The sequence below is a fragment of the Thermodesulfobacteriota bacterium genome (genome assembly GCA_040753795.1).
Taxonomy (GTDB): domain Bacteria; phylum Desulfobacterota; class Desulfobacteria; order Desulfobacterales; family Desulfosudaceae; genus JBFMDX01.
In genome coordinates this window covers 250700-275214 of record JBFMDX010000003.1, presented here as the reverse complement: position 1 = coordinate 275214, position 24515 = coordinate 250700, and the positions used below count along the sequence as shown (strand labels likewise).

Genomic DNA, 24515 nt, shown 5'->3' with positions numbered 1-24515 from the left:
TGACCATCACGGCATGGCTTAATTATGGGGCATGACTTTTTTGACCACGCCGATCAACTGGTCCGGTTTAAACGGCTTGGTAATCCAGCCGGTGGCGCCGGCGGCTTTTCCCTCCCTTTTTTTTGCCTCCAGAGACTCCGTCGTGAGCATGACAATGGGGGTAAACCGGTATTCCTGCATGGCGCGCACGGAGCGGGTCAACTCGAATCCATCCACATGCGGCATGTTCAAATCCACGATGAACATGTTGACCTGCGCCCCGTTTAATTTCTCCAGCGCGTCCATGCCGTTTTCGGCTTCCAGCACCTTGTAACCGGCGTTCTCCAGGGTAAAGGCAACCATTTTCCGGACGCTGGTTGAATCATCCACCACCATAATTGTCTGACCCATCTGCCATTCTCTCCCTATCGAATTCGGTATGATCACCGTAAGAATCCTGTCATCCGTCAGGCGATCATTATCGTCTCGCTAAAAAAGCTCCACGTTGCTGTCCATTTCTTCATGGCCGGAGGCGTCATAACCGTTTCCCATGATCGACCGTCGGGCCTCTTCAAAGAGGATGATGTTGTCTTTCTGCTCGGCGGTGTGTTTTCCAGGAACGTGGCCCCGGTCGGTGACATCCGCCGCGATAAGAATGTCCTGAAGGCTGTTCCGGACCGTCAGAGTGGCCAGCCGGTCGCGGAATTCATCAATCCTCTGTGACAGGCCCTTGAAGAAATCCAGGCTGGTCAATGTCGTGTCCGTAGCTTTTTTCAGATCTTTGGCGCGTTCGTAGGCGGCCAGGGAGTTGTCCCTGAACCGTTCGTATTCTAAGGATATGTCATTCATGATCTTTTCCAGGCGGGTGATGGAAAAGTCATCTTCTCCCGGGCCTGCCGGCGCCGTTGTCTCTTTGCGGCTGATTTCTTCGGCGGAACTGATAATGGAGGTGATGATGTTTTCGACCTCACCGGAAAACCCGTCGGATTTCGTGGCCAGCTCATTCATGGCCTGGGCCAGCAGCTTGAGGGCGCCGCCTTTTTCTCCCTGGCGGTTGGCCGCGATAATGGAATTGATGGCCTTGTTGTGGGTATTGGCGCTGATGCTGCGGACCAGCCCCAGGAGCTTGGACAGGTCGGAGGCGATATCGGCGACCTGATCGGCCGCTTCCTGAATCTGGCGGTAGAATGTCTCCCCCCGGTTCAGCAGGTCGTGCAACTGACGCAGGGCGTCCTTCAGGTGGGAGAAGGGGTCGTTCATGAAGGTGACCGCCCGCAGATCCCGTTCGTCGGAAGTGATGGGCCGGAGGCCCTGGAGCAGGTCGTTTACCTCGCCGTGAATCCTTTTCAAGGCCGTCCTGTTTTTATCATAAACGCCGTTGAGCTCCTTGTTTATTTCATCCAGCCTGTCGACCAGTTCCCGGATGACCGCGGCTACGGTGACGCGGTCGGCCCGTCCTTCCGGTGAAGTTGAATCAGGGGCCCTTTCCATGGCCGTCAGGATGGCGTTGAGAATTTCGATGATTTTCACCAGCCGCTGCTTCATGTTGTCGTGGAACTGAACACCGACCACGATTTCAGCCACCTGCCGGGAAATTTCCCGGGAGCGCCTCCCGGACTCTTCAATGGTGTCGACGGAAAAACGCATTAGTTCTTCGGTGTCATGGGTTGATTCCTGGACCGTCGTCCGGATCTGGTCGGTGAGGGTTTCCAGTCGCTTGATGCCGTCGGATATCTCTTCCCGGGTGATGCGGTGGACTTCCCGGGCTTTTTCCACGTTTTTATAAACGTCATGGGCAATGCCGCTGATATTGACCGAAAGGTCTTTGATCTCCAGGGCGACGTCGGAAAAGATGTTGACGGACAGGTCGATGGTGCGGGCGTTTTCCACCAGCATAGTCAGGGCGACGGTTTTAAGCGATTGAGCGAATTTTTTTATCAGTTTGCTGGTCGTGTGCAGTTTTTCAATGTCGCCCATCAGGGCGTTGATACGAGTCAGGTTGGCCCGGACCTCATTCTGGCGGGTTTGAATATCGGCCATGGATTCGTTCAGGATCTGCCGGCCCCTGTCCAGAAAACCGCCTTTGGTGTCCGAACCCATGCGTTTTACCGTGCCGAGCATCAGTTCGGTGAGTTCCGTCACGTTGGCATGAACGGTCCGCAATCCGATGCCCAGCAGCATGAAATCGGCCTCCGACCCTTCAATAAAATCGTCCATGGACGCTGTTATATCGGGAAAGGTCTGTTCCAGAACCTCGGCGGCTTCCGTCTGGTCGACATGCACAGGGATTTGCGGCTGAGGGCTCTCCGTGCAAAGAGATCCCCCGGGCGGCATCCATTCCTTCAGATCGATGTCATCCGTTTGATTTTTTGATATTTTTTTTAACAGAGCCGCAAATCTCATCGTTTATGTACCTGATAACATTTACTGTAAGGGTAGCAAAAACTGTGCCTCAACGAGAAATATATCATTTTTAATTTTTAAATTCAAATACTTACATTCATTTTGTGGGATTAAGAGAAGTGTCTCAACCGGGCGCCGGTGACATATCGATTAAAAGGTCGGTTTGGATAACGGCAGCAAAAAGACGCGCTATCCCTTGCATAGCGCTGGCTGGCGGCGGTCGAAGAACATGGCCTGTTTCCAGCAAATTGGGAGTGATGTCCTGAATCGTTAGACAAAAAAACGGTTATGAGACAGTCTGGATCGAGTATTCCGTGTGTTTTTTGTAGTAGCGGATGACTTCCGCGGCAATTTTGTTCAGCGGCAGAACCTGATCGACTCCTCCCATTTTGACCGCTTCCTTGGGCATGCCGTAGACAACACAGGATACCTCGTCCTGGGCGATGGTGTAGGCGCCGGTATCGTGCATCTCCCGCATGCCGCGGGCGCCGTCATCACCCATCCCGGTCATGATGACGCCGATGGCGTTTCCGCCGGCATAGCGCGCGGCCGACCGGAACAGTACATCCACCGACGGCCGGTGCCGGGACACCAGGGGCCCGTCTTTCACCTGGACCAGATACTTGGCGCCGCTTCTTTTCAGCAGGGTGTGCCGGTTGCCGGGAGCGATCAGGGCCTGGCCCTTGAGCACCGGGTCGCCGTCGTCGGCTTCCTTGACGGTAATGCCGCAGATCCCGTTCAGCCGCTGGGCAAAAGCGGTGGTGAAGTGTTCGGGCATGTGCTGAACCACCACGATGCCCGGCGCGTCCAGGGGCATGGCCTCCAGCAGCACCCGCAGCGCCTCGGTGCCGCCGGTGGAGGCCCCCACGACCAGGACCTTGTCGGTGGTCTGGAAAACGGTCTGGCCCGGTTTGATGCCCGGCATCATGGCGTCGGCCGTCAGTTTCGGTTCCACCGCGTATGCCCGGGACGGGATGGGGATCTTCGGCGGCCGCGAGATTCTGGCTCCGGCGGCGGCTTTCACCACGTCGGTGATCCGGATGCGGGCTTCTTCAAAAAACTGGCGTACACCCAGCCGCGGTTTATTGATGACATCCACCGCGCCATGTTCGATGGCCTTCAGTGCCAGTTCCGAATTCTTTTCCGTCAGCGCCGAGCAGATGATAACGGGGATGGGGTGCTGGGCCATGATCCGGTCTAAAAAGGTGAGGCCGTCCATCCGAGGCATTTCGATATCCAGGGTCAGGACATCCGGCATGTCGGCGCTCATTTTCCTGGCCGCCTGATAGGGGTCCGGGGCCGTTCCCATGACCTGGATGTCCGGGTCCACGTCCAGGATTTCCTTGAGGGTCTGCCGGACCAGGGCGGAATCGTCAACTATCAGAACCCGGATGGGAGGTTTAGTCATGGCCTTCTGTTTTCTGGTTTACAGTGCGGTTGATTTTTTTGATCCAGACGTCTCCCCGGTGAGGGAAAAACAGCAGCTTTCTGCCATGATTGCCGCCCACATCAGTGGCGGTGATATTCAATCCCAGCTCCTGGATGGTCTTTAAGGCGGTTTCCACGTTCCGGCGTCCGATATTGAGCGCCTCCTGCACCGGTTTCCCCGGAACCGGTAAAAACATCTGGCCGCCGCCGAAGATTTTCACTTCCAGTGTTTTGACGTTGACGCCCAGAACGGCCATGCGGCTGAACACGTGGCGGATACTGAGATTGACATAACGGCCGGTCAGATTGGGCGCGTCGACCGTATTGGGCAGGGGATAGGGAAGCAGGGAATGGGTGATGCCGCCGATGTTACGGACCGGACAGTACATGGTCACCGTAACGCAGGACCCCAGCACCGTTCGAACCTGAACCGGACTGCCGCCGGAGATATAGAATTCACCCTGTTTTAAATACACATTCACCCAGTCGGCCAGGTCGTTGTTTTTAGGCAGGATTTCCGGTTCAGGTTTCATTCGGAAAAGCTCCACTGATTCGGGTTGTCGACGATGTCATCGGAACCGGAATTCAGGCCGTTGTTGCGCAAGGTCTGGAGGACCGTTTTTTCGGTAAAGGGCTTGGCGATATAGGCGTCGGCGCCGCATTCATACTGGGCGACCAGAATCCTGGCGGGATCCTTAATGGTAGTGGCAATGATGATGGTCAGGGTATCGTCACCGCTCCAGCCCTGTTCTTTTTCGAATGCCCGGATTTCCTTGACGGCTGTCAGGCCGTCTTTTTCCGGCATGATAACGTCCATTATTACCAGGTCGAAATATTTCCCTTTTCCCTGTGTGCGCTTGATCAGGTCCACCGCTTCCTGGCCGTTGGTGGCCACGTGGCATTCCGCCAGCGGCGTCAGAATGGCGAGCATTCCCTCACGGATGGACGGGCTGTCATCAACGATCAGTATTCTCTGCATGTTTACCTCCTGCAAAAGCCTTACGCTTTTTGATATACGGTCGGCCGGATCTGCCGCAGCGGCAGGCGCATGCCGTTTAAGGTTTCGGAATGGCCGATAAAAAGATAACCATTGTGCTTCAAACAGTTGCAGCATTTATTGAACAGTTCTTCCTGCACCACCCGTTCAAAATAGATGATGACATTACGGCAGAAGATGATATCGTATTCCCGGGGGCAGGAAAAGGTTTTCATCAGGTTCAGCAAAGAGAATTTCACCCGGCTCCTGACTTCCGGCACGATGCGCGTCAGCTGTTTCTGACGGTCTCTGCTCCTCATCAGATACCGTTTCCGCAGTTCGGCGGGAATGGTGTCGGTTCTTCTGGCCGGATAAATCGCCTGACTGGCTTTTTCAACCACTTCCCGGGAGACGTCCGTAGCCGTGACTTCAAACGTGAAAGACGGCTGCACTCTGGCAAACTCGCTCAACATGATGGCCAGGCTGTAAGGTTCTTCGCCGGTGGCGCAGCCGGCGCTCCAGGCGGTGAACACCTCCCTGCCGCCGGTCGCCAGGAACCATTGGGGCAGCAGGGTGTTATAGAGAAAGTCAAAGTGTGCCTGCTCCCGGAAGAAGTCGGTCTTGTTGGTGGTGACCGCGTCGATCATGTAAGGCAGCTCTTTTTCCATTCCTTCCGGTGAAAAAAGGTATTCCATATACTGGCGGTAACTGCTCATCTTCATCGCCCGCAGGCGTTTGGTCAGGCGGGACTGCAGCATGATTTTTTTTGCCGGCGGCATTTTAATGCCGAATTCCGACTGGATAAAGCCGCCGATGGATTTGAATTCTCCGCTGGTCATGGGCGGCGGAGGGGTCCAGATGGGCTCCGCTGTTTTCCCCTGGCCCGTGTTCAGGGCGGTACCGTGATTCGCGCACATAAGATCAGGCATTCTGCTCCTCGGTCTGCTGCTGTATTTCGGCGATCATGGACAGCTCATCCAGGGAAAAGGCGGACTGGATATTCAGCAGGATGACAAACCGGTCGGTCAGCTTGCCGATGCCCTGAATGAAACGGGTTTCAATGCGGCTGCCCAGGCGGGGCGATTTTTCAATCTGCTCCGGCATGATATCCATGACTTCCTGAACGCCGTCTACCAGGGCGCCCATGGTCGAGGAGTCGCCTTCAATAGCGATCTCCACAATAATGATGCAGGTGTTGACGGTCTGCTCCGTTCGGTTTAATCCGAATTTCCGCCTCAAATCGACGACCGGCACCACATGACCGCGAACGTTGATGACACCGAGCATGAAATCGGCGGTCATGGGTACCCGGGTGACCGGCGTGTATTCCAGGACCTCACGTACCATCTGGATATTCAGGCCGAACAACTCCTCATCCAGATAAAAGGTAAGATAGGTGTTGCTCTGGGCGTTTTTCGTGTCGTTCATGGTCTCTCCTTATTTCGGCGGGTTTGGTTTATTTCGTTAACAACGGTCGCGGACCCGATCCGGCGCCGGCATCACCGGCTGTTTTGAAAAAGCTCATGCTGTCCTGGAGCTGCTGCGCCTGACCGGACAGCTCCTGGGCCGTGGAGGCGACCTCTTCGGCGAAAGAGGCGTTCCGCTGCACGACCTGGTCCAGTTGGGAAATGGCCTGGTTGATCTGGGACGCGCCGGCCGTCTGCTCCTTGGAAGCGGCACTGATTTCCTGGACCAGTTCGGCGGTTTTGCGGATATCGGGCACGATTTTTTCCAGCATTTGCCCGGCCTTTTCGGCCACGTCAACGCTGGTCGCCGACAACGCGCCGATTTCCTTGGCCGCCATGCCGCTGCGTTCAGCCAGTTTTCTCACCTCCGCCGCCACCACGGCAAATCCTTTTCCGGCATCTCCGGCCCGGGCCGCTTCAATGGCGGCGTTTAAGGCCAGCAGGTTGGTCTGTCGGGCGATCTCTTCGATGATGGAAATTTTGCCGGCGATTTCTTTCATGGCCCGGACCGTGTTCTGCACCTGGCGGCCGCCTTCTTCGGCATCCCCGGCCGCCTGCCGGGCGATTTTCTCGGTTTCAGCGGCATTGTCGGCGTTCTGGTTGATGTTCGATCCCATCTCCTCCATGCTGGAAGTAATCTCTTCCAGATGAGAGGCCTGTTCCGTGGCGCCCTGGGAGAGTGCTTCGGAAGAGGACCGCATCTCTTCGCCGCCGGACGAGACATGGTTGGCTGCCTCCTGAACTTGAGTGACGACCGCTTTCAGCTTTTCGGCCATTTCCTTGAGCGCTCCGGCCAGATTGCCGATTTCGTCCTTGCGCCGGATATCCATCGTGGCGGTCAAATCTCCCGCGGCCACTCGGGTGGCGAAGACAACGCCCTTGTTCAAAGCCGACACCACGGAACGGACAATGGCGCGCAACGCCAGCGTCACCAGAATAATGGCGGCGATGGTGACGATCAGTAGAATCAGACGTATTTGATTCAGGATCCTGTTCATTTCAGCGGCGTAAAACTCAACCGCCACAAAAGCGTTTAACGGCTCGAAATACCGAAAATACTGAATTTTTTTCTTTCCTTCCCACGAAAACGTGTGCTTTTCGACGGCGCCGGTCTTATGGTCGAGCATGGCTTTAAAGAAGTCGGTTCCAGCGACACTCTCGCCGGCGCTGACGGGATGGACAATCAGTTTCCCCTCCCCGTCCACCATGTAGGGGAATCCCGTCTGGAAGAATTTCTTGCTGTTAAATAATGCCTTAATCTTGGGGAGGTTTTTTTCGGGCATTCCCACATAGAGGATCCCTTTGATTTCATTGTCTATCCGGATCGGCTCGTAACCGGTAACATACCAGTCATTTACCACCCAGGCACGTCCGGAATAGGTTTCTCCCCGGTCAATGGCCTGGGCCACCGGGCTGCTGGAGGGGATGAAAGTGCCCACGGCCCGGCTGCCGTCGGTTTTTTTCACGTTGGTGGATATCCGCAGATAACCCTGGGGTATTTTTTGAAAGATGGTGGCGGTAGCGACGCCCATGGCGCTGATGGCATCCACTACTTCGAACCGGTTCTGGACCGGCTGTTCGCCAAGATACCACTGATTGACCTTTGCCGCGGCGGTTTCACCGGTAAACTGGTTGGTGGCGGTAAATTCCACGAAGGCGTCGGGGGCCTCAACCAGTTGCCCCTGCCGCTGGAAGTAATTGCTGGCCAGATGCATCGACAGGCCGATCTTTTCCCGGTTGCCCTGCAGTTCGATTGCGATGACTTCAACCAGGTCGTTTACCTGCTCGACCATTCTTTCACTGGTGGCGTCCCTGATCTGTTTGTGAAGCAGGTAATTGACATACGCTCCGAACACGACGAATATGAGAACAATCATTCCGGTCATGATCAGGTTTATCCGGGCCCCGATATTCATGCTTTTTGATTCCATGGCGGTTATTCCTTACCTTTTTGCCGGACGCGATGCTGTTGGTAATTCAATACCGTTCGAATTCATGATCAACCCTATCGTTGACCGCCGCGCCGGGGACGGGCTGCCGTATGGCTGCTTTTCCGGGCAATAGCGTTTCGCCAGCCGTCTCATCCAGATGATTGCCGGCCTTTGACGGGGTCAGGGCGGGTATCCTTTTCCCCGGATCGTTTGTGGCCCGGAGATAACCCTGCTTTTTGCCGGTTGACTCACCGACCTTGAAAAAGGTTACCGCGCTTTGCAGTTGCTGGGCCTGGCTGGCCAGTTCCTGGGCCGTGGAGGAGACCTCTTCGGCCGAGGAAGCGTTTTGCTGTACTACCTGGTCAAGCTGGGAAATGGCCTGGTTGATCTGGTCCGCGCCGGCCGTCTGTTCTTTTGAGGCGGCGCTGATTTCCTGGACCAGTTCGGCGGTTCTGCGGATATCCGGTACCATTTTTTCCAGCATGATTCCGGCCTGTTTCGCCACGTCCACGCTGCTGGCCGACAGCTCTCCGATTTCCTTGGCCGCCAGTCCGCTGCGCTCGGCCAGTTTTCTCACTTCCGCCGCCACCACGGCAAATCCCTTACCGGCTTCTCCGGCCCGGGCCGCCTCAATGGCCGCGTTCAAGGCCAGCAGGTTGGTCTGCCGGGCGATCTCTTCGATGATGGAGATTTTGCCGGCGATTTCATTCATGGCCCGGACCGTGTTCTGCACCTGGCGGCCTCCCGCTTCGGCGTCCCGGGCCGCCTGCCGGGCGATTTTTTCGGTCTCCACGGCGTTGTCGGCGTTCTGGTTGATGTTAGATCCCATCTGTTCCATGCTGGAAGTCACCTCTTCCAGATGGGAGGCCTGTTCAGTAGCCCCCTGGGACAGTTCCTCGGAAGAAGAACTCATCTCCTCGCTGCCGGAAGCGACGTTTTCGGAAGCGGACTGGACCTGGACGACCACCTCTTTCAACCGGTCAATCATGTTCCTTTGCGCATCGGCCAGCTGGCCGATTTCATCCTGCTGGGATACCGCCGGCGCCACGGTCAGGTCGCCGTCGGCAATGGCGTTCAGCGATGCGACCACGGACCGCAGCGGGCCGGTAATTCCCCGTGTCAGCAGAGCCGCCAGGAGAAGTCCGGTCATAACGGCCAGAATCAGTCCGACCAGAATCAGCAATCGTCCACTGCCGTATGCCTGCTCGGCCTTTTCCACACGGGCCGATTTTTCCGGGTCGATGACCTCTTCCATCAGCTTTTCCAGGGTGTCTACCAGGTCTTGCAGTTTCCCCCTGGTTTCTTTCCTGTAATCGTTGACCCACAGGAAGGCGTCATGAAAACTGTTTGACAGGCCGGAAAAGGTATTCAGGCTTTCGGCGGCGTTCTCGTAGGTGGACACCAGGGGGGGCTTATCGGTGATGAGCGCTTTCCACTCCTCCAGTCCTTTGGCCAGCGCGGCCTGATGCTCCTGCAGCTGTTTCCAGTCGGCTTCATTGCCATTGATCTCGTAACTGTGCGCCGCGGCCTGTAGCTTGAGGGTATTGACGATGATGGCATCGTTGGCCAGGGTGCCGATGGCGTTCCAGTCAATGAAGGACTGAATGTCTTTGGCAATCACGGCGGAACTGATGGCCGGCTCGATGATTTCCTTCATGGCGTGATCCAGGCGGGAAAGAATTTGTTCAACCAGCATCTCCTGCTGACGCCGAATATTGCTCAAAGACGAGAATGTTTTGGCCAGTTCCTCCGCGGACTGTTTCAGGTTGCTGAGGTTTTCCAGACTTTTGTCCGCCTGCTCTTTCAGGCGGGGGGCGTCGGAAACCAGTTCGGACCAGGACCGGCTGCCGTCGATGGCCTCCTGCAGGCCGCTCTGGAGATCGGCGAAACGGTCTGTTCCCGGGTCGGCGATATAGGCGTCGAACCAGTTTTGAACCTTGATGACGTTCTGAACGACATCTTCGTTCATGACCATGTCGTAATCGCCCCAGCGGCTGAAATCCTTCAGCGCGGCGCGGATCGACCCCATCTGAGCCAGGCCGATGAACCCGACAACGCCCATGATCACGATCAGGGCGCCAAAGCCGATGGCCAGCTTTTTGGCTACGGAAATATTTTTCATTTTTTTACTTCCTTTTCCGCTGTTCCGGATCCCGGGACACCGGATCCGGTTTAAGGGGTTCCGGCTCTTTCCTCCGCTTCCTGGACCAGCAGATCCACGTCCAGGATCAGGGCAATGCTGCCGTCTCCCTGGATGGTGGCGCCGGAAATGCCCTTTATGTCCTTGTAGGCCGCGCCCAGGTTTTTAATGACCGTCTGCTGCAGGCCGATGACCTCGTCAACGACCAGTCCGACCAGGGCCTTTTCCGAGGAGACAATCACTACCTGTTCATTGCCCGGCGGTGATCCGCTGATGGAAAACCACTCCCGCAGGTTAAGAAAAGGGACCAGTTGATCCCGCAGGTTGATGAGCCGGTTTTCCCGGGAACCGTTTTTGCCGCCGGCCAACTCCAGGCATTCGCTGACCACGGCCAGCGGTACAATGAAGTTTTCCCCGCCGATGCGGACCTGGAGACCATCGATAATGGCCAGGGTCAGGGGCAGTTTCATGGTAACGGTGGTGCCCCGTCCTTTTTCGCTGGCGACCGTTACTTTGCCCCGCAGGGCGGTGATGCTCTGCTTGACGACGTCCATGCCGACCCCCCGGCCGGACAGATCGGTAACCTGGCTGGCGGTGGAAAAGCCGGGTTCAAAGATGAAGTTGAACAGTTCTTTTTCGTCCGGGGTCGCGTCAGGGTTCAGGAGACCTCTTTCAACGGCTTTGGCCCTGACGGCGTCCGGGTCAATGCCGCGGCCGTCATCGGATATGGTGATGATGACATGCCCGCCGGAATGCTCGGCGGAGAAGATAATTTTACCCTGGGGCGGCTTTCCCGCCCGGCGCCGTTCTTCCGTGGGTTCAATGCCGTGGTCGATGCTGTTCCGCAGCAGGTGTACCAGGGGATCATCCAGTCGTTCGATAACGGTCTTGTCCAGTTCAGTGGCCGCGCCCTCGGTGACCAGTTCCACCGTTTTCCCCCGCTGGGACGACAGGTCCCAGACGACGCGCTTGAATTTTCCAAAACTGGCGCCGATGGGCAGCATGCGGATATCCAGCGTGTTTTCCCGCAGGTCATTGCTTAAACGTTCAATGGTTTCGGCGATTTCCGCCAGGGCCGGATCGTCTTTTTCAATTGCCAGCCGGGAGAGACGGGTCTGAGCGATGACCAGTTCCCCGACCAGGTTGACCAGTTGATCCAGTTTGACGGCCTGGACCCGCATGCTGGATATGGACCTGGGCTCGCCGCGGCGGTCTTTCCCGGAACGCCGGTCGGTTAAAGTCCGGTCCGGGCCTCCGGTCGCGGCCGGCCGCTGAATGTTTTCCGCAACGATGTCTTTTCCGTCCGTGGAACGTATCTTGTCGATAAAGGCCTGGCGCAGGGTCTCCAGGCCGATGGTCTCTTCCTCCAGCAGCCGCCGCCCCAGTTCCTCGAAAACCGGTGACTCATGACCCGGTTGCACATGATCGGCAATAACATCAATCGTTAATTCGCAGTCGCCTTCCACGAATATGAACACGTCTTTTATGGCGTTGATTCCCCGGTCCGTGGCCAGGAGGATATCCCACCAGACATAGCATGCCTCCGGGTCCATGGCTTCCAGAAGGGGGATGCCGCCGGCATGGGCGATAACGCGCGTCACGCCCAGCTCGGTTAATTCATCCAGCAGGAAAAGCGGATTGGTCCCGGTGCTGAAAATCCCGGGCCGCGGTTTGAAACGGATGTGATAGACCGCCCAGGACTGCGGATCGGCCGGGCTGTCTGCAGTCGCGCGACCGTCCTGGGCGCTGCCGGCCGGTGTCTTGTCCGCATCCATGTCCCGGAAGGCCCGGGCCAGGTCCTGAATCGTCTGGGCGCTAACGGACTCCGGATCATTAACCAGCAGATGAAACTGATCCTTGGCCGTCAGGGTCAGTTCCACCAGCGGGTTGGTAACCCGGTAGAGACCGTTGCGGACATTGTCAAAGACCGTTTCCATTTCGTGGGCCAGTCCGGAGAGCCGGTCAAAACCGAACATGGCGCCGGAGCCCTTGAGGGTGTGCAGGGCGCGGAAAACCCGGTTGATCAGCGCCGGATCATCCGGATGGCCGCCCAGTTCCAGGAGGGCGTTTTCCAGTTCCGGCAGCAGCTCATCCCGGGCTTCTTCGATAAATATCTGTCTGGCTTTGAATTCTTTGGTCATGTCCGGGCCGATTGATGATGTTAATGGGTTTGTGCTTGTCAGATGTATCTTTTTAACGGATTGATTTTTCCGTCTGCTCTTCGAGCCCGCTCACCCCCGGGCCTCGAATCGTTTATGAGTTATCAGGGGACAGCGCTCCCTTCAACGGGCATCCGGTCTGGCCGCAGGTGGAACAGGCCAGGTGAAAGCCGGCTTTCCTGAATTGTTCGGAAAGGGCGGGAGGCAGTGGTGCTGTCAGTACGATTCTTTTGTGGTCGTGGAAATAGCTGCGACAGGCGGAGCATAGTAACTGGAAAAACGAGACGTCACATCTGCCGGTCGCCGACATGTCGATTTCCACCTGTTCATCGGCGCCGGCCAGCAGATGAAGAAAAAGCCGGTGGAGTTCCCCCGCCCGGTTGATCAGGCAGTCACTGTGAAGAATGATTTCTCCCATACACTGCTTCCCCCCTGCCGGTAAAATCAGTTGGTATTCGCGGCGGTTTTAAACGGCTGCTCTTTTTCTCTGAGCCGGTGTTCCAGAAGGGACATGACAATCTGATCGGCCGGGTCAAAGGTCATGTATCGCGGATACAGCTTGAGTAGTTGCGCGATTCGTTCGTTGGAGGCGATTTCGTTAATGATCAGAATGATATTCAGTTCTTTTAAGTCGTTCTGATGTTCAAGGAGTTCCTTTATCGGCGAGGAATCACCGACATGGATGACCATGATGTCGATATTGTATAGCGATGCCCGAAGTCGATTTTTCAGTTCATCCAGTCCGTGGATATATTCCGCCCGGCCGGGTAATTTCTGACGCATCAGTTTTTCCAGGCCGTTTTTGTGGTGGTCGGGTCGACATAAGTCTGCATATACGATCATGTGAATGCGTCCTCATCAATATGCATTGTTATTCAAACAGCGACCTTACCACAGCAATAATTGTGCCTTGAGGGGGTTTTGGGTAAAAATTATATGAAAAACAAATAGTTGTGTTATTCCAGAAAAAGCGGCAAGATGCTGCCGGCCAGACACGCCGTCCGGGGGGCCGGACACCGCTGTTCATCCCGTCCGGAGAAATTCGGCTGAATCCTTGACTGGCAAGTGTTTGCGGCCTTGCCGGCCGCCCGGGGCTTTTCCAGAAAATTTGGAACAGTGTCCTGAATCATTAGACAAAACCCCTGCCCGTTCCGGTCGGGCACTCGCTGAAGGAACGTTCTCAACCGGAAATTTTTTTCTGAGTGAGATTATGTTTGTTGATCAGGCCGTAAATCCTGGATTTGCTCATGTCGGCGATTTTTACCATCTGTTTGATATCACCCTGGGTTACGGATAACAGGCGGTTGAAATACTCTGTTTCCGCGTCTTCCAGGGCAGTTTTCCTGAAATCCTGCCAGTTCGGCAGACTGTTTCCGGCCGCTTTAGCAGGTTCCGGCTCCTTTCCGCCAGGGGCAATAACCACTCTCCCGGGCTGGGTCTGCTGCCGGATGACGGCCGAGCGAATTTCCACCGGCAGGTGCTTGTGAAACAGGGCCGCGGTCGTTCTGGCCGAACAGATGACCTGATCCAGCAGATTGACCAGTTGCCGGACGTTTCCCGGCCAGTCATAGTCGCACAGGCACTGCAGGAACTCCGGGTGGATGGTTTTGGGCGGAATGGCCAGTCGGCGGCATATTCTGGCCTGGTAATGGTTGACCAGCTCGGGAATATCTTCTTTCCGGCTCCGCAGGGGCGGCAGCACCAGTTTCTGTGATTTGATGCGATAAAGCAGATCGCTGCGGAAGGTGCCGGCGTCGACCATTGCCTCCAGGTTCCGGTTGGTGGCTGAAATCAGGCGGAAATCGCTTTTCAGCTCCACGGTGCTGCCGACCGGCCGGAACTTTTTCTCTTCCAGGACCCGCAGGAATTTTTTCTGTATTTCCAGGGGCAGTTCGCCGACTTCATCCAGAAACAGCGTGCCCCGGTGGGCCAGTTTGATCAGACCGTCGCGATCCCTCCCGGCGTCCGTAAAAGCGCCTTTGACATGGCCGAAGAGGCTGCTTTCGATCAGGGTTTCGCTGAGCGCGGTGCAGTCCACCACCATGAAGTTCTGTTCCGCGCGCTGGCTGTTCATATGAATGGCCCGGGCGAAAAGTTCCTTGCCGGTGCCGGTTTCACCGGTCAGCAGAACGCTGTGTTCCCCTTCGGCCGCTTCGGCCATCTGTTCCAGTGATTCGTTGATGGCCTGGCTGATTCCGACAATTCCGTTGCGCTTGAGTACCCGGCTTTTTTTCCCGTCCTGTTTGGCCTGACGGAATTGCAGGGCGCGACGGATGGACAGGATGATTTTTTTAATGTTGATCGGTTTTTCAATATAGTCCCAGGCGCCGTGCTCCAGCGCCAGGCCGGCCGCATCCGAATGACCGTAGCCGGTGATGATGATGACTTCCGGAGATCCGGGGCTGCTGACAAAGGCGGATACGGATTCCAGGCCGCTGCCGTCGGGAAGATGAATATCCAGCAGGACAATGTCAATAGTTTCGGTGGTCGTTTTGTCCCGGGCTTCCGCAAGCGTATGAGCGAACACGGGAGTCCAGCCTTCCTGGGACACGGTTTCCGCCAGCAGCATGCAAATGGATGGTTCGTCATCGATAATGAGTATGGTGGTCATGTTTCTGCCATTGCTTTCGTATGTGCTTTTGGGGTACGGGTCATCCTTCTCTTTCATAAATCAACTGCGAAATGGCTTCCCGGAGCCGCGCCAGCGTGACCGGCTTGGTGATGACCAGATCAACGATATCCTGGTTTTCCTTGATTGTGTCCGGCATATCGCCGAATCCGGTCAACAGGATAACCGGTTTGTCCGGCGCATTGCGCTTGATATCGCGGGCCAGGGCGGTGCCGCTCAAATTGGGCATGGCCAGATCGGTAATGACCAGGTCATAACGGTCTTCACTGAACTTGCGCATGCCGTCTTCACCGTTGCTGGCGGTCTGAATCCGGTGGTTATCCTTTTGCAGATATTTTTGCAGCAGGAGGCGCTGATGCTCCTCGTCATCAACAATGAGAATGTTGAGCGGTGGGAGGGTGCCTCCCGGTGACTGCCTGGCCGGTGCCGGCACCTGTTTATGGATTGATGCCGGCAGGCGCAGCACGAAAGTCGTTCCCCGGCCCGGCGCGCTTTCAATCCTGATCTCTCCCCCGTGCCGGGTGATGATTCCCTGGACCGTAGCCAGGCCCAGGCCGCTGCCGGCCTCTCCCTTGGTGGTGAAAAAGGGGTTAAGGCATTGCGCGCGAACGTTGCTGTCCATGCCGATACCGCTGTCATTGACGATAATCTCCAGCCATTCGCCGTCCCGGCGGGTGAGAAGCCGCAGGGTTCCGCCCTGGGGCATGGCATCGACGGCGTTAAATATCAGGTTGGTGATGACGTCATGAATTTCAGCCCGGTTTCCTGTGATGGCGGCCTTGTCTTCCAGGTCTTTCTCAATGGTGATAAAAGCGCCCCTGGCCTGGGCCTTGCTCCTCCAAACGGGTTCCGTGAGGGCAAGGGCTTCCTCGATCAAGGCATTGACGTCAACCGATCCGATCGGTTCGTTGTCGCCGGGACGGTAAAATTTTCTCAAGCGCCGGACGATCTGGGCCGCATCCCTGGCCGCGTTGTTGATCAGGGTGATATAGTCTTTGACGGTTTTGGGGTTGTTCATTTTTTCCGGCGTCTGGAGTAGCAGATCGGAAATCCCCTGGATGGATGTCAGGGAATTGTTGAAATCGTGAGCGATGCCGCTGGCCATCAGTGACAATGCCCGCTGTCGCTCCTGGTCGATGATCCGGCGCTGGGTCTGGCGCAGTTCCTCGACGGTCCTTTCCAGTTCCCGCGTCTTCTGCTGTAGCTCCTGCTCGTATCGTTTGCGGGTGGTAATGTCGCGGCTGATGCCGCCCACGGCCCAGGTCCTGCCGTTTTTGTAAATAGGGTAAAGGGTATTCAGATAGACGAACAGACCGCCCGGCTCCCTTATCTCGTGTTCAAAGGACGTGACGTTGCCGTGTTTGAAAACATGGGCCACCAGACGCCGGAAACGGGCGGCCAGTTCCGGAGGATAGGCGGCTTCAAGCGGTTTGCCGGCCAGCGGTTCCTTCCCCAAAAAGTCGTTCCGGTTCAGGCGGTCGTTGCTGAACAGGTACTCACCTTCGTGGTTGATCATGAAAACATGATCAGCGGAATACTCCACCAGGGAACGGAACCGGGCGTCGCTTTCCCGCCTTGCTTCCTCGATCCGGACGCGATCGGTTTCGTCGATGTAAAGCGCCACAATTTCACCACTGGGCAGCTTGTAGACAAAGTTTTTTCGCCAGCTGCTGATCCGGTCGTCCTGATACAGGGCAACCGGATGCTGCTCCGGCCGGCCGGTCTCGTTAACCCGCTGCAGGACCTCGAAGAGACCGAAGGATTTCACGCCGGGGAAAACGTCACTGACTTTTCTGCCGATGATTGCTTCCCGGGATATGTTTTCAATCTGTTCCGCGGCGTTGTTGAAATCGATTAATACAAAATCACGACCGTCGTCGACCGGCTGGTAGACCGCCACGCCGGCGGGGACGTTATTGAACATGGCCTGATAGCGTTGCTGGCTCTGTCGCAGGGCGTCTTCCGTTTTTTTTGCTTCCGAGACATCGGAGATGGCCGTGATGAATCCCGTGACCTGCCCCCGCTCGTCTCGTTTGTAATCCCAGTCCACCACCACATCCAGGATCTTGCCGCTTTTGGCGCGGTTGCGCCCTTCCCAGGGCAGGGGCGGCGGCTGCTCCGCGGCCAGTTCTTCCAGCATCGCCATCAGGCGGTCGCCTTCCCGCCGGGACACGGCCAAGTCCCTGATGCTCATGGTTTTTAAATCGTCCGATGTGTACCCGAAGATCCGGGCATAGGCATTGTTGACGAACTGGAATCTTCCGGCGCAGTCGATTTCGGAAATAACCAGAGGCACGGTGTCCATTATCGCCCTTAACCGCTGCTCGCTTTCCGCCAGGGCGGATTCAATGGCCATGCGTTCGGTAATATCGTCACCCACGGCGATGATTTTTTCAAGGTTGCCCTGCCCGTCCCGGAAAGAGTCAAAAGAAGATCGGATATATCGAATCCCGCCGTTTTTGTGGATGGCCCGGTAGGTGATCAGCTTGACGTCGTCGATGACGCCGGCTACCCCCTTGGCCAGAATGGCCAACAACCGGTCCAGGTCGTCCGGGTGAATGAGATCAAGCCCTGATTTCCCGATCAATTCATCCGGGATGTAACCCAGGAACCGTTCATAAGAGGGACTGACGTAGGTAAAACAGACATCGCGGTCCAGGACGGCCAGCATGATGCTGGTCGATTTGAGAATCAGCCGGGTATCGGCGTCTTTGTCCACGGATTCGGGGAGCACGGCTTTCCGATTTTTCCCGGAACAGGAACCGGCGTCCGCGGCGAAAAGCCGGCGCAAGGCGGAAAATGCTTTAATGAGAATTGACTTCATCTCGTTGTCTTTAAAATAGAGATGGCTACCGTCATCGCCGATCAATGGCAAGGCCGAATCGGTATTTATGACGAAGCAGCATAAACGCTCATCAGGGACGGATTACGCTTCAATCTTCGGGAATCGCGTAAAGGCCCTGTGATGCCCCCTAATTAATAAGAAGAATACCTGCTCGGGGAGGAGAAATCAACACAAATGATAGGGATTAACTTTTAGGTTGTAATAAGAAAAAAACTTGACAAATGGTAGGATTGCGACGAGAATTTATTAAAAGTTAAAAGTTTAGCTTTTGACTTATTCGGCCTCAGAAAATTAACTCCTTCCAACATAATTCCAAAAGCAGGGGCGAATTAAAAAATTATCGTATCATAAGTTTAAGGAACAGCGAATGAACTGGCGAATTATCTTGCAGCACATCAGGGACCGCAAGGTGCCGCCCATGGGCCTGGTGCCTGAGCCGATGCTCAACCTGCTGGCCTCAATGGCCGGCCTGCGGGGACGTTTTCAGGAATTGTCCAATCTGGAGCGGATGCTGATAACCCTCTGTCACAAGGAACCCGACCGGGTGCCGGTGACGCCGATCCTGTGTTCCGGCGCCCGGCAGATCTCAGGCATCACTTTTCCGGATTTTGCCCTGGACGCGGAAAAAGCCGCCCGGGTCTATCTGGACGGATTTGAATTTGTCGGCGGCGATGCGGTGGTGTTGTTGCTGGATCTGTCGGTGGAAGCGGCTGATTTCGGCCAGGCCATGGTCTACCCCGAACGGTCCACGCCCCAGCCGGACTACAACCGGCCGATGCTGACCGGCCATGAAGACTACCGGAAGGTGAAACCGGTGCGATTGTCCGATGCCCGCCGGATGAGCGAATTCGTGAAGCTGTGCCGCATCATGGTGGAAAAGGTCGGCTGGCGGTCCATCGTGTCCGGGTTTGTCTTCGGCCCGCTGGGGGTATTGAACATGATGCGGGGGGCGGAGCATCTGTTCAAGGATTGTCTGCTATATCCCAATGACGTCAAAGCCGCCTGCGAGACCATTACCGGCGTGCTGATCGAATATGTCCAGGCCCAGTGCGCCGCCGGTGTGCCGGCCGTGGCCATCGATACTCTGTTTGCTTCCAGAAGCGCCCTGCCCAAGGATGTCTGGGAAGACATCGAAGGGCCCTTCGCCCGGGAAATCAGCCGGGCGATCAAAGCCACCGGCCACCTGGTGGGAATTCACAACTGCGGGGACGCGCCTTATTTTGACGCCCAGATCCGGTCCATGGAACCGGAGTTTATCAGTTTCGGCAGGCTGCCGGATGATTGTCAAACGCCTCAGGAAATGAAACAGAAATACGGGGATCAGACCACCCTGCTGGGGTATGTGCCGACGGCGCTGCTGGTGCATGGAACGCCCAAAGAAGTCATGGATGAGGCGAAAAGACAGATCGACGTGCTGGCGCCGGGGGGAGGTTTTATCCTGGCGCCGGAGTGCGAGTATCCGCCTAATATTCCTTTGACCAACGCCTTTGCCCTGATCAAGGCGGCGAAAACATACGGGAGGAAATAACCATGGCCGATGAATCCTGCCTGAAGGGGATTGAAGAAAAGGTGACGGCCCGCGATATGGAGGGGTTGACGCAGACCCTGCCGGCCCTGCGGGACGACGTCACCGCCGACCAGCTCCTGGCGGCATTGAACCGGGGCATTGAAAACGCCCGCAAGAAGTTCAAACAGGGAGAATACGCCATCCCCGATTTTCTTCTGTCTATCGACGCCTACCGTCGGGGGACCGCCTTTCTCAAGGAGCGTTTTCCGGCGGCCCACAATGACCAGGCCCCCCGGATCGTCATCGGCGTGGTCGAGGGCGATGTCCATGACCTGGGCAAGAACATCGTGGCCGCGGTTCTGGAAGCCAGCGGGTATCAGGTCCGGGACGTGGGCCGCAACGTGCCCAACGAGGTGTTTTTTGAAGCCATTGAATCGTTTAACCCCCAGGTGCTGGCGCTTTCGACCATGATGTCCACGCCCCTTGAAAACATGGGCAAGCTGATTGAACAGGTCCGGCAGCGGTGGCCTGAAATAATCATTTTTGTCGGCGGCGCGCCCTTTGACCCGGAACTGGCCAGACGGATCGGCGCCGACGGTTACGCCGAGAACGCCATTACTCTACCGGATGAGACCCGTCGCGTCCTGACCGTTCACACCACCGGCCGGATCGCTCACAAATAACGGGTAAACGATACCGCTTCAAGCCTATGTGGGATCATCTGACCGACGGTTTTCTGTTTTCCGGCTTTTCTCCCGATCGGCTTTCTTTAAGCCGGGAAGCGGCCGATTATGTGTCCCGGACCACTGTCCGCGTCGGCTATGACTCCGACAACGTCTCCCAGCCCATTCGGGAAAAGATCCGGGCAGCGATCCAGACCGGCCTGGACGCGGTCAGCCTGGCCGGTATCGGCCGGATGACGGCCATCGACGCCTGGGACGAGGAAAAGATCACGGGCCGGGAAATCGTTGTCTTCAGCCCCCATTGGGCCCGGGTTGTCTCCCGTATGGCGGCGCCGCGGGCCATGGTCTGTTTCGTGCTGACCCTGGGCGAGGCGTTTGACCGCGTCAGGGAACGGATGGAGCTGTTTGAGGCCTATGTGCTGGACGGATTCGGGTCGGAACTGATCGAACAGGCGGCCGCCCGGGTCGAGGACAACATTGTCGGCTGGGCGCAAAAAAACGCCATGGCCTGTTCCCGCCGGTTCAGCCCGGGATATTGCGACTGGCCCCTGGCCGCCGGCCAGAAAGGGATGTTCGCTTTTCTGGACCCGGCCGTCATCGGCGTCAAGGCCCTGCCTTCCGGCGCCATGCTGCCGTCAAAATCTGTGTCCGCGGTGATCATCACCGCCGACCAGGTGCCCCTGGCCTGGCCCTGCCCCTTCTGCCGGAACATGACCTGCGACCACCGGAGAGCCTGAACTCCGGAGTTGGCGGCAGGACCGTCACACGTACGAGCGGGCTCCGCGAAAGGAATCGCGGAAATAGGGCAGGTCCAGGGAGTCGTAACGCACGGTCTTGCCCCGGCCGGGGGCGTGAATGAAGCGACCCTCTCCGGCGTAAATGCCCACATGGCTGATCTTGCCGCCGGTGTTGCTGAAAAAAACCAGATCCCCTCTGGCCAGGTCGCCGCGCTTGACCGGTTCTCCTTTTTCGTACTGTTCGCCGGATGACCGGGGCAGGTCCAGGCCGTTGATCCGATACACCGCCAGGGTAAGGCCGCTGCAGTCAAAACCGGTGTCGGCCGAGGTTCCGCCCCACAGGTAGGGAAGGCCGATAAAGCTCTCGGCGGTTTTGATGATCTCCTCCCGGAGATAGCTTTCGCCGTATGCGTCCCGTTTATAGGCCGCGTACTCTTCCGGCTGGACGATGTAGAATTCCTCGATGACGCCTTTTGACTTGAGCCCCTCGGCCCGCCGCCGGGCCGCCTCTCTGGTGGAAAAGTTGCCGAACCGAACCTTGTAAAGGCCGGCCCGGGCCACCAGATAGGTGGCGTCCAGACCCTGCTGGCGCAGCGACTCGGTCAGCCGGGCGGCGTTGTTCACGTCCGAAAAGGCCCCCACCTGAACGGCATACCCCAGTCGGGGGATTTCCCCGGGGCCTTTTTTCCGAAGGCCCGGGCCGGCGCACGACATCATGCCGACGGCCAGCACGAAAAGAAAGACCGCCATGGCGGCGGCCTTGAATTTAACCCGGATACCGGAATGCGACATTACCCTCTGTTCGTGTTCCGCCATATAAACAGTATAAACAGCAGGGCCTCTGTGAATCAAGAAAAAGTCCTGGGTTTACGCCGTGTCCGGCATCAGCAGGGCTTTTTTCCGGTATCCCAGGTTCAGCGCCACCCGGTATTTCAGGCCGCGGAAACGCCGGAAGGACCGCTTGAGGGTATGGGGCATGGCATAAATTTTACGAAACGCCCGCCAGTAGCCCTGCTGCAATTCTTCCGCCGTCATGCCGGCCGGCTTGAAAACTACCTGGCCGGTGTGATAGTTCGACCAGTCCCGGTCGACGATGCGGCCGGCCGCATCCATATCCCGATAGAGACGGGTGCCGGGCAGGGGCGTCAGGATATGAAACTGAGCGGCGTCGATGCCGCTGGATTTGACAAAATCAATCGTCCGGTCAAAAACGCCGGGGTCATCATCATCCAGCCCGAAGATAAAACTTCCCAGAACGCTCACCCCGGTTTTCTGAATGCGCCTGACCGCCTGGCGGTACCGGTCCGGCGAGTTCCAGGATTTGTTCATCCGTTTCAAATTGGCTTCGGACAAGGATTCAAAGCCGATAAAGGCGTAGCGGCCGCCGCCGCGGGCATAGAGGTCCAGCAGTCCGGCGTCGTCGGCGATATTGATGTCCGTCTGACCTCCCCAGGCCATCCGCAGCGGCGCCAGCGCCCGGAAGAGTTCTTTGGCGTATGCCTTGCGTCCGGTGATGTTGTCATCCACGAAGAAAAAATTCCGGGTATCGAACCGGCGGATTTCATCCACCACCTCGGCCACCGGCCGGACCCGGTACTTTCTCCCGAAAAAGGCGCTGACGGCGCAGTATTCGCAATCATGCGGGCAGCCGCGGGTGGCCTGAACCGTGTAAAAACCGGTGGAGTAAACATTTCTGTCTAAAAGATGGCGGGCCGGGACGGCCATGCCGGTCATGTCCGACGGTTTATTCCCTTTGTAAATCGACTTCAGCCGTTTATTTCCCAGATCTTCCAGCAGTTGGCGCCATACCGGCTCGGCTTCCCCGACCACCACGCTGTCGGCATGCCGCAGGGCTTCTTCGGGCAGAGCGGACACGTGAAAACCGCCCATGACCACCGGCACCCCCCTGTCCCGGAACCTGTCGGCGATTTCATAAGCGGCGGGCGCCTCGGCGGTAAACGCGGTAATTCCAACCAGGTCGAATTTTTTATTAAAGTCAATCGGATTTACTCTGGCATCATGAATAGTCACTTCCCAGTCTGACGGCGTCAGCGAAGCGATTACCGTCAGGCTGAGCCTGGCCATGCCGGCCTTGCCGGACCTGGATAGATGGCCCCAATATCCTTTTTCATGGCGTGGAAGAACCAGCAGCAGTTTTTTCATCAAACCTCCCCGACCGGAACATTCCGGCATTTTTCCTATGACCCTATCATTTGACTGAAATATAAAAAACCTTTTTTTTATCAATTTATATATATACTGTCTCGAGATATTCAATTCGAAGGCGATTTTTATGTCTGAGGGGTGGCCATGAAAGCCCACGGTCTGGTGGGCTCAGGAACATGCCCGATCGGCTGGATGGACGACTTATACGGGATTGCCATGGCGGCCGCCAGGGCTAAGCGCAGCAGAGGTAGTCTTTGCCCTCGATCTTTCCCATGGCGTTGAGCCGGTCGCGGATCGCTTCCCGGGCGCCCCACCTGGCCACGAAAGACAGGATGATCCGGCCTGCGAAGGCGGTCAGGTCATCGATGCCGACCACCGGCACACCGGCCATGAAGCGGCCGATCTTCCCGGGATCCACATCCACGTAGGCCGCGATCCTGATGCCGTATCCGGTCAGGTGGGCGGCGTGCCGGCGGGCGGTTTTCCCGGCGCCGCAGATCACCACCTCCCCGACTCCCTTCAAAGGGCCCTGGGCCAGGTAATACGCTTTGGCCCTGAAGAAAGCCTCCACGTCGTAACGGTGATTTCGCCGGCTGGCGCGGGCGCCGTGGTCGCGCCACAGCAGGAGCTCTTCGGGCACCTTGGCGAACCGGTACCCGGCCAGGTGCATCCGCAGCCACAGGTCGTAATCCTCGGGCCAGCCATGGTCCTGATATCCGCCCACATCCAGGTATGGTTCCCGGCGGAACATCACCGTGGGGTGGGGCAGGGGGGATTCGACATACAGGTTGCCGGCGATCTGATCGGGTTCGATCAGCGCGTTGACCCATTGGAAGTACATGGCGTAGCCGCCCCGTATGGGAAAGCCGGGCACCTCTCCCACCCGGCATCCCGCCAGGGCGATGTCCGGACGCCGGTCAAGCAGGGTGACCTGCTTTTCCAGCCGCCGGGGCAGGCTGATGTCGTCGGCGTCCATCCGGGCCAGGCAGGGCGCGCTGGACAGTCCGGCAGCGGTCTGGAGGGCGGTAACGATGCCGGAGTGCGCGATATGGATCACCTTGATGCGCCTGTCCCTGCGCTGGTAATCCAGCAGCACGCCGGCGCTGCCGTCGGTGGAGCCGTCATCTACCGCGATGATCTCAAAATCGCCGAAAGTCTGGGAAAGGAGGCTGTCGAGGCATTCGGTAAGCGTCTCCTCGGAGTTGAACACGGGAAGCAGGATGCTGACACGCGGTATCATGACCGGAAGGTAACGCAGATGCTGCCCGGGGTCAAGGATGCCTCGTGTTACCAAGGCGATAGACTGGCTTTCGCGAAAAGTTTTCTTGTCTACTATCTTACCGTCAACTCCATAAATTTGACCATAGCAAGCGGTATAAGGGGACACCCCAATCAGCATATTAGGGAATGCAGAAGAAGAATGTAATGATACCTTGTTTTTTAAAACACCGGCTATCATCCATCTT

The 24515-nt window shown here is 57.0% G+C and carries 20 protein-coding genes; 3 read left to right on the top strand and 17 right to left on the bottom strand.

From position 1 onward, the window contains the following. Positions 1–18: 18 nt before the first annotated feature. From AB1724_06100 to AB1724_06035, 14 genes are all read right to left on the bottom strand, one after another. Positions 19–390, bottom strand: a complete 372-nt coding sequence (locus AB1724_06100; protein ID MEW6077361.1) for a response regulator — start codon at positions 388–390, stop codon at positions 19–21. A 78-nt stretch (positions 391–468) separates the two neighbouring features. Continuing rightward, complete coding sequence (locus AB1724_06095; GenBank protein ID MEW6077360.1) at positions 469–2262, bottom strand: hypothetical protein; 1794 nt, start codon at positions 2260–2262, stop codon at positions 469–471. 406 nt (positions 2263–2668) lie between these two features. Beyond that, complete coding sequence (locus tag AB1724_06090) at positions 2669–3790, bottom strand: chemotaxis response regulator protein-glutamate methylesterase (protein MEW6077359.1); 1122 nt, start codon at positions 3788–3790, stop codon at positions 2669–2671. After that, positions 3783–4343: a chemotaxis protein CheD gene (locus AB1724_06085; protein MEW6077358.1), complete on the bottom strand. Its 561-nt coding sequence runs from the start codon at positions 4341–4343 to the stop codon at positions 3783–3785. Before AB1724_06085 ends, AB1724_06090 begins: the two co-directional genes overlap by 8 nt. After that, positions 4340–4789 carry a response regulator gene (locus AB1724_06080; GenBank protein MEW6077357.1) on the bottom strand — a complete coding sequence of 150 codons (450 nt, stop codon included), beginning with the start codon at positions 4787–4789 and terminating at the stop codon, positions 4340–4342. The genes AB1724_06085 and AB1724_06080 overlap by 4 nt, the downstream gene beginning before the upstream one ends. Before the next feature lie 20 nt (positions 4790–4809). Beyond that, complete coding sequence (locus AB1724_06075) at positions 4810–5715, bottom strand: CheR family methyltransferase (GenBank protein ID MEW6077356.1); 906 nt, start codon at positions 5713–5715, stop codon at positions 4810–4812. Next, complete coding sequence (locus AB1724_06070; GenBank protein MEW6077355.1) at positions 5708–6214, bottom strand: chemotaxis protein CheW; 507 nt, start codon at positions 6212–6214, stop codon at positions 5708–5710. Before AB1724_06070 ends, AB1724_06075 begins: the two co-directional genes overlap by 8 nt. 28 nt (positions 6215–6242) lie before the next feature. Continuing rightward, positions 6243–8183 (bottom strand): methyl-accepting chemotaxis protein, encoded by a 1941-nt coding sequence (locus AB1724_06065; protein ID MEW6077354.1) that lies wholly within the window; start codon positions 8181–8183, stop codon positions 6243–6245. A 46-nt stretch (positions 8184–8229) separates the two neighbouring features. Further along, entirely contained in the window at positions 8230–10305 is a 2076-nt protein-coding gene (locus AB1724_06060) for a methyl-accepting chemotaxis protein (GenBank protein MEW6077353.1), read from the bottom strand. A gap of 50 nt (positions 10306–10355) precedes the next feature. Then, positions 10356–12464, bottom strand: coding sequence for a chemotaxis protein CheA (locus tag AB1724_06055; protein ID MEW6077352.1), 2109 nt, complete (start codon positions 12462–12464; stop codon positions 10356–10358). A 112-nt stretch (positions 12465–12576) separates the two neighbouring features. Next, a complete protein-coding gene (locus AB1724_06050) occupies positions 12577–12900 on the bottom strand; it encodes an STAS domain-containing protein (protein MEW6077351.1) in 324 nt (107 codons plus the stop codon). Between the two features lie 26 nt (positions 12901–12926). Then, positions 12927–13325 (bottom strand): hypothetical protein, encoded by a 399-nt coding sequence (locus tag AB1724_06045; protein MEW6077350.1) that lies wholly within the window; start codon positions 13323–13325, stop codon positions 12927–12929. A 337-nt stretch (positions 13326–13662) separates the two neighbouring features. Next, positions 13663–15150, bottom strand: a complete 1488-nt coding sequence (locus AB1724_06040) for a sigma-54 dependent transcriptional regulator (GenBank protein ID MEW6077349.1) — start codon at positions 15148–15150, stop codon at positions 13663–13665. Then, positions 15134–17935, bottom strand: a complete 2802-nt coding sequence (locus tag AB1724_06035; protein MEW6077348.1) for a PAS domain S-box protein — start codon at positions 17933–17935, stop codon at positions 15134–15136. Before AB1724_06035 ends, AB1724_06040 begins: the two co-directional genes overlap by 17 nt. 388 nt (positions 17936–18323) lie before the next feature. Here AB1724_06035 and AB1724_06030 point away from each other — a divergent pair, with 388 nt between their 5' ends. Genes AB1724_06030 through AB1724_06020 form a run of 3 tightly spaced genes read left to right on the top strand, consistent with a single transcriptional unit; the run spans position 18324 to position 20883 of the window. Next, a complete protein-coding gene (locus tag AB1724_06030) occupies positions 18324–19484 on the top strand; it encodes a uroporphyrinogen decarboxylase family protein (protein MEW6077347.1) in 1161 nt (386 codons plus the stop codon). A 2-nt stretch (positions 19485–19486) separates the two neighbouring features. Next, entirely contained in the window at positions 19487–20146 is a 660-nt protein-coding gene (locus tag AB1724_06025) for a cobalamin-dependent protein (GenBank protein ID MEW6077346.1), read from the top strand. Positions 20147–20172: 26 nt separating this feature from the next. Beyond that, on the top strand, positions 20173–20883 hold the full coding sequence (locus tag AB1724_06020; protein MEW6077345.1) for a hypothetical protein: 711 nt from the start codon (positions 20173–20175) through the stop codon (positions 20881–20883). Between the two features lie 24 nt (positions 20884–20907). On the opposite strand, the gene AB1724_06015 is transcribed toward AB1724_06020, so the two are convergent. From AB1724_06015 to AB1724_06005, 3 genes are all read right to left on the bottom strand, one after another. Further along, positions 20908–21675: an NlpC/P60 family protein gene (locus AB1724_06015; protein MEW6077344.1), complete on the bottom strand. Its 768-nt coding sequence runs from the start codon at positions 21673–21675 to the stop codon at positions 20908–20910. A 75-nt stretch (positions 21676–21750) separates the two neighbouring features. Then, on the bottom strand, positions 21751–23046 hold the full coding sequence (locus AB1724_06010) for a radical SAM protein (GenBank protein ID MEW6077343.1): 1296 nt from the start codon (positions 23044–23046) through the stop codon (positions 21751–21753). A 235-nt stretch (positions 23047–23281) separates the two neighbouring features. Then, entirely contained in the window at positions 23282–24343 is a 1062-nt protein-coding gene (locus AB1724_06005) for a glycosyltransferase (GenBank protein ID MEW6077342.1), read from the bottom strand. Positions 24344–24515 lie beyond the last annotated feature (172 nt).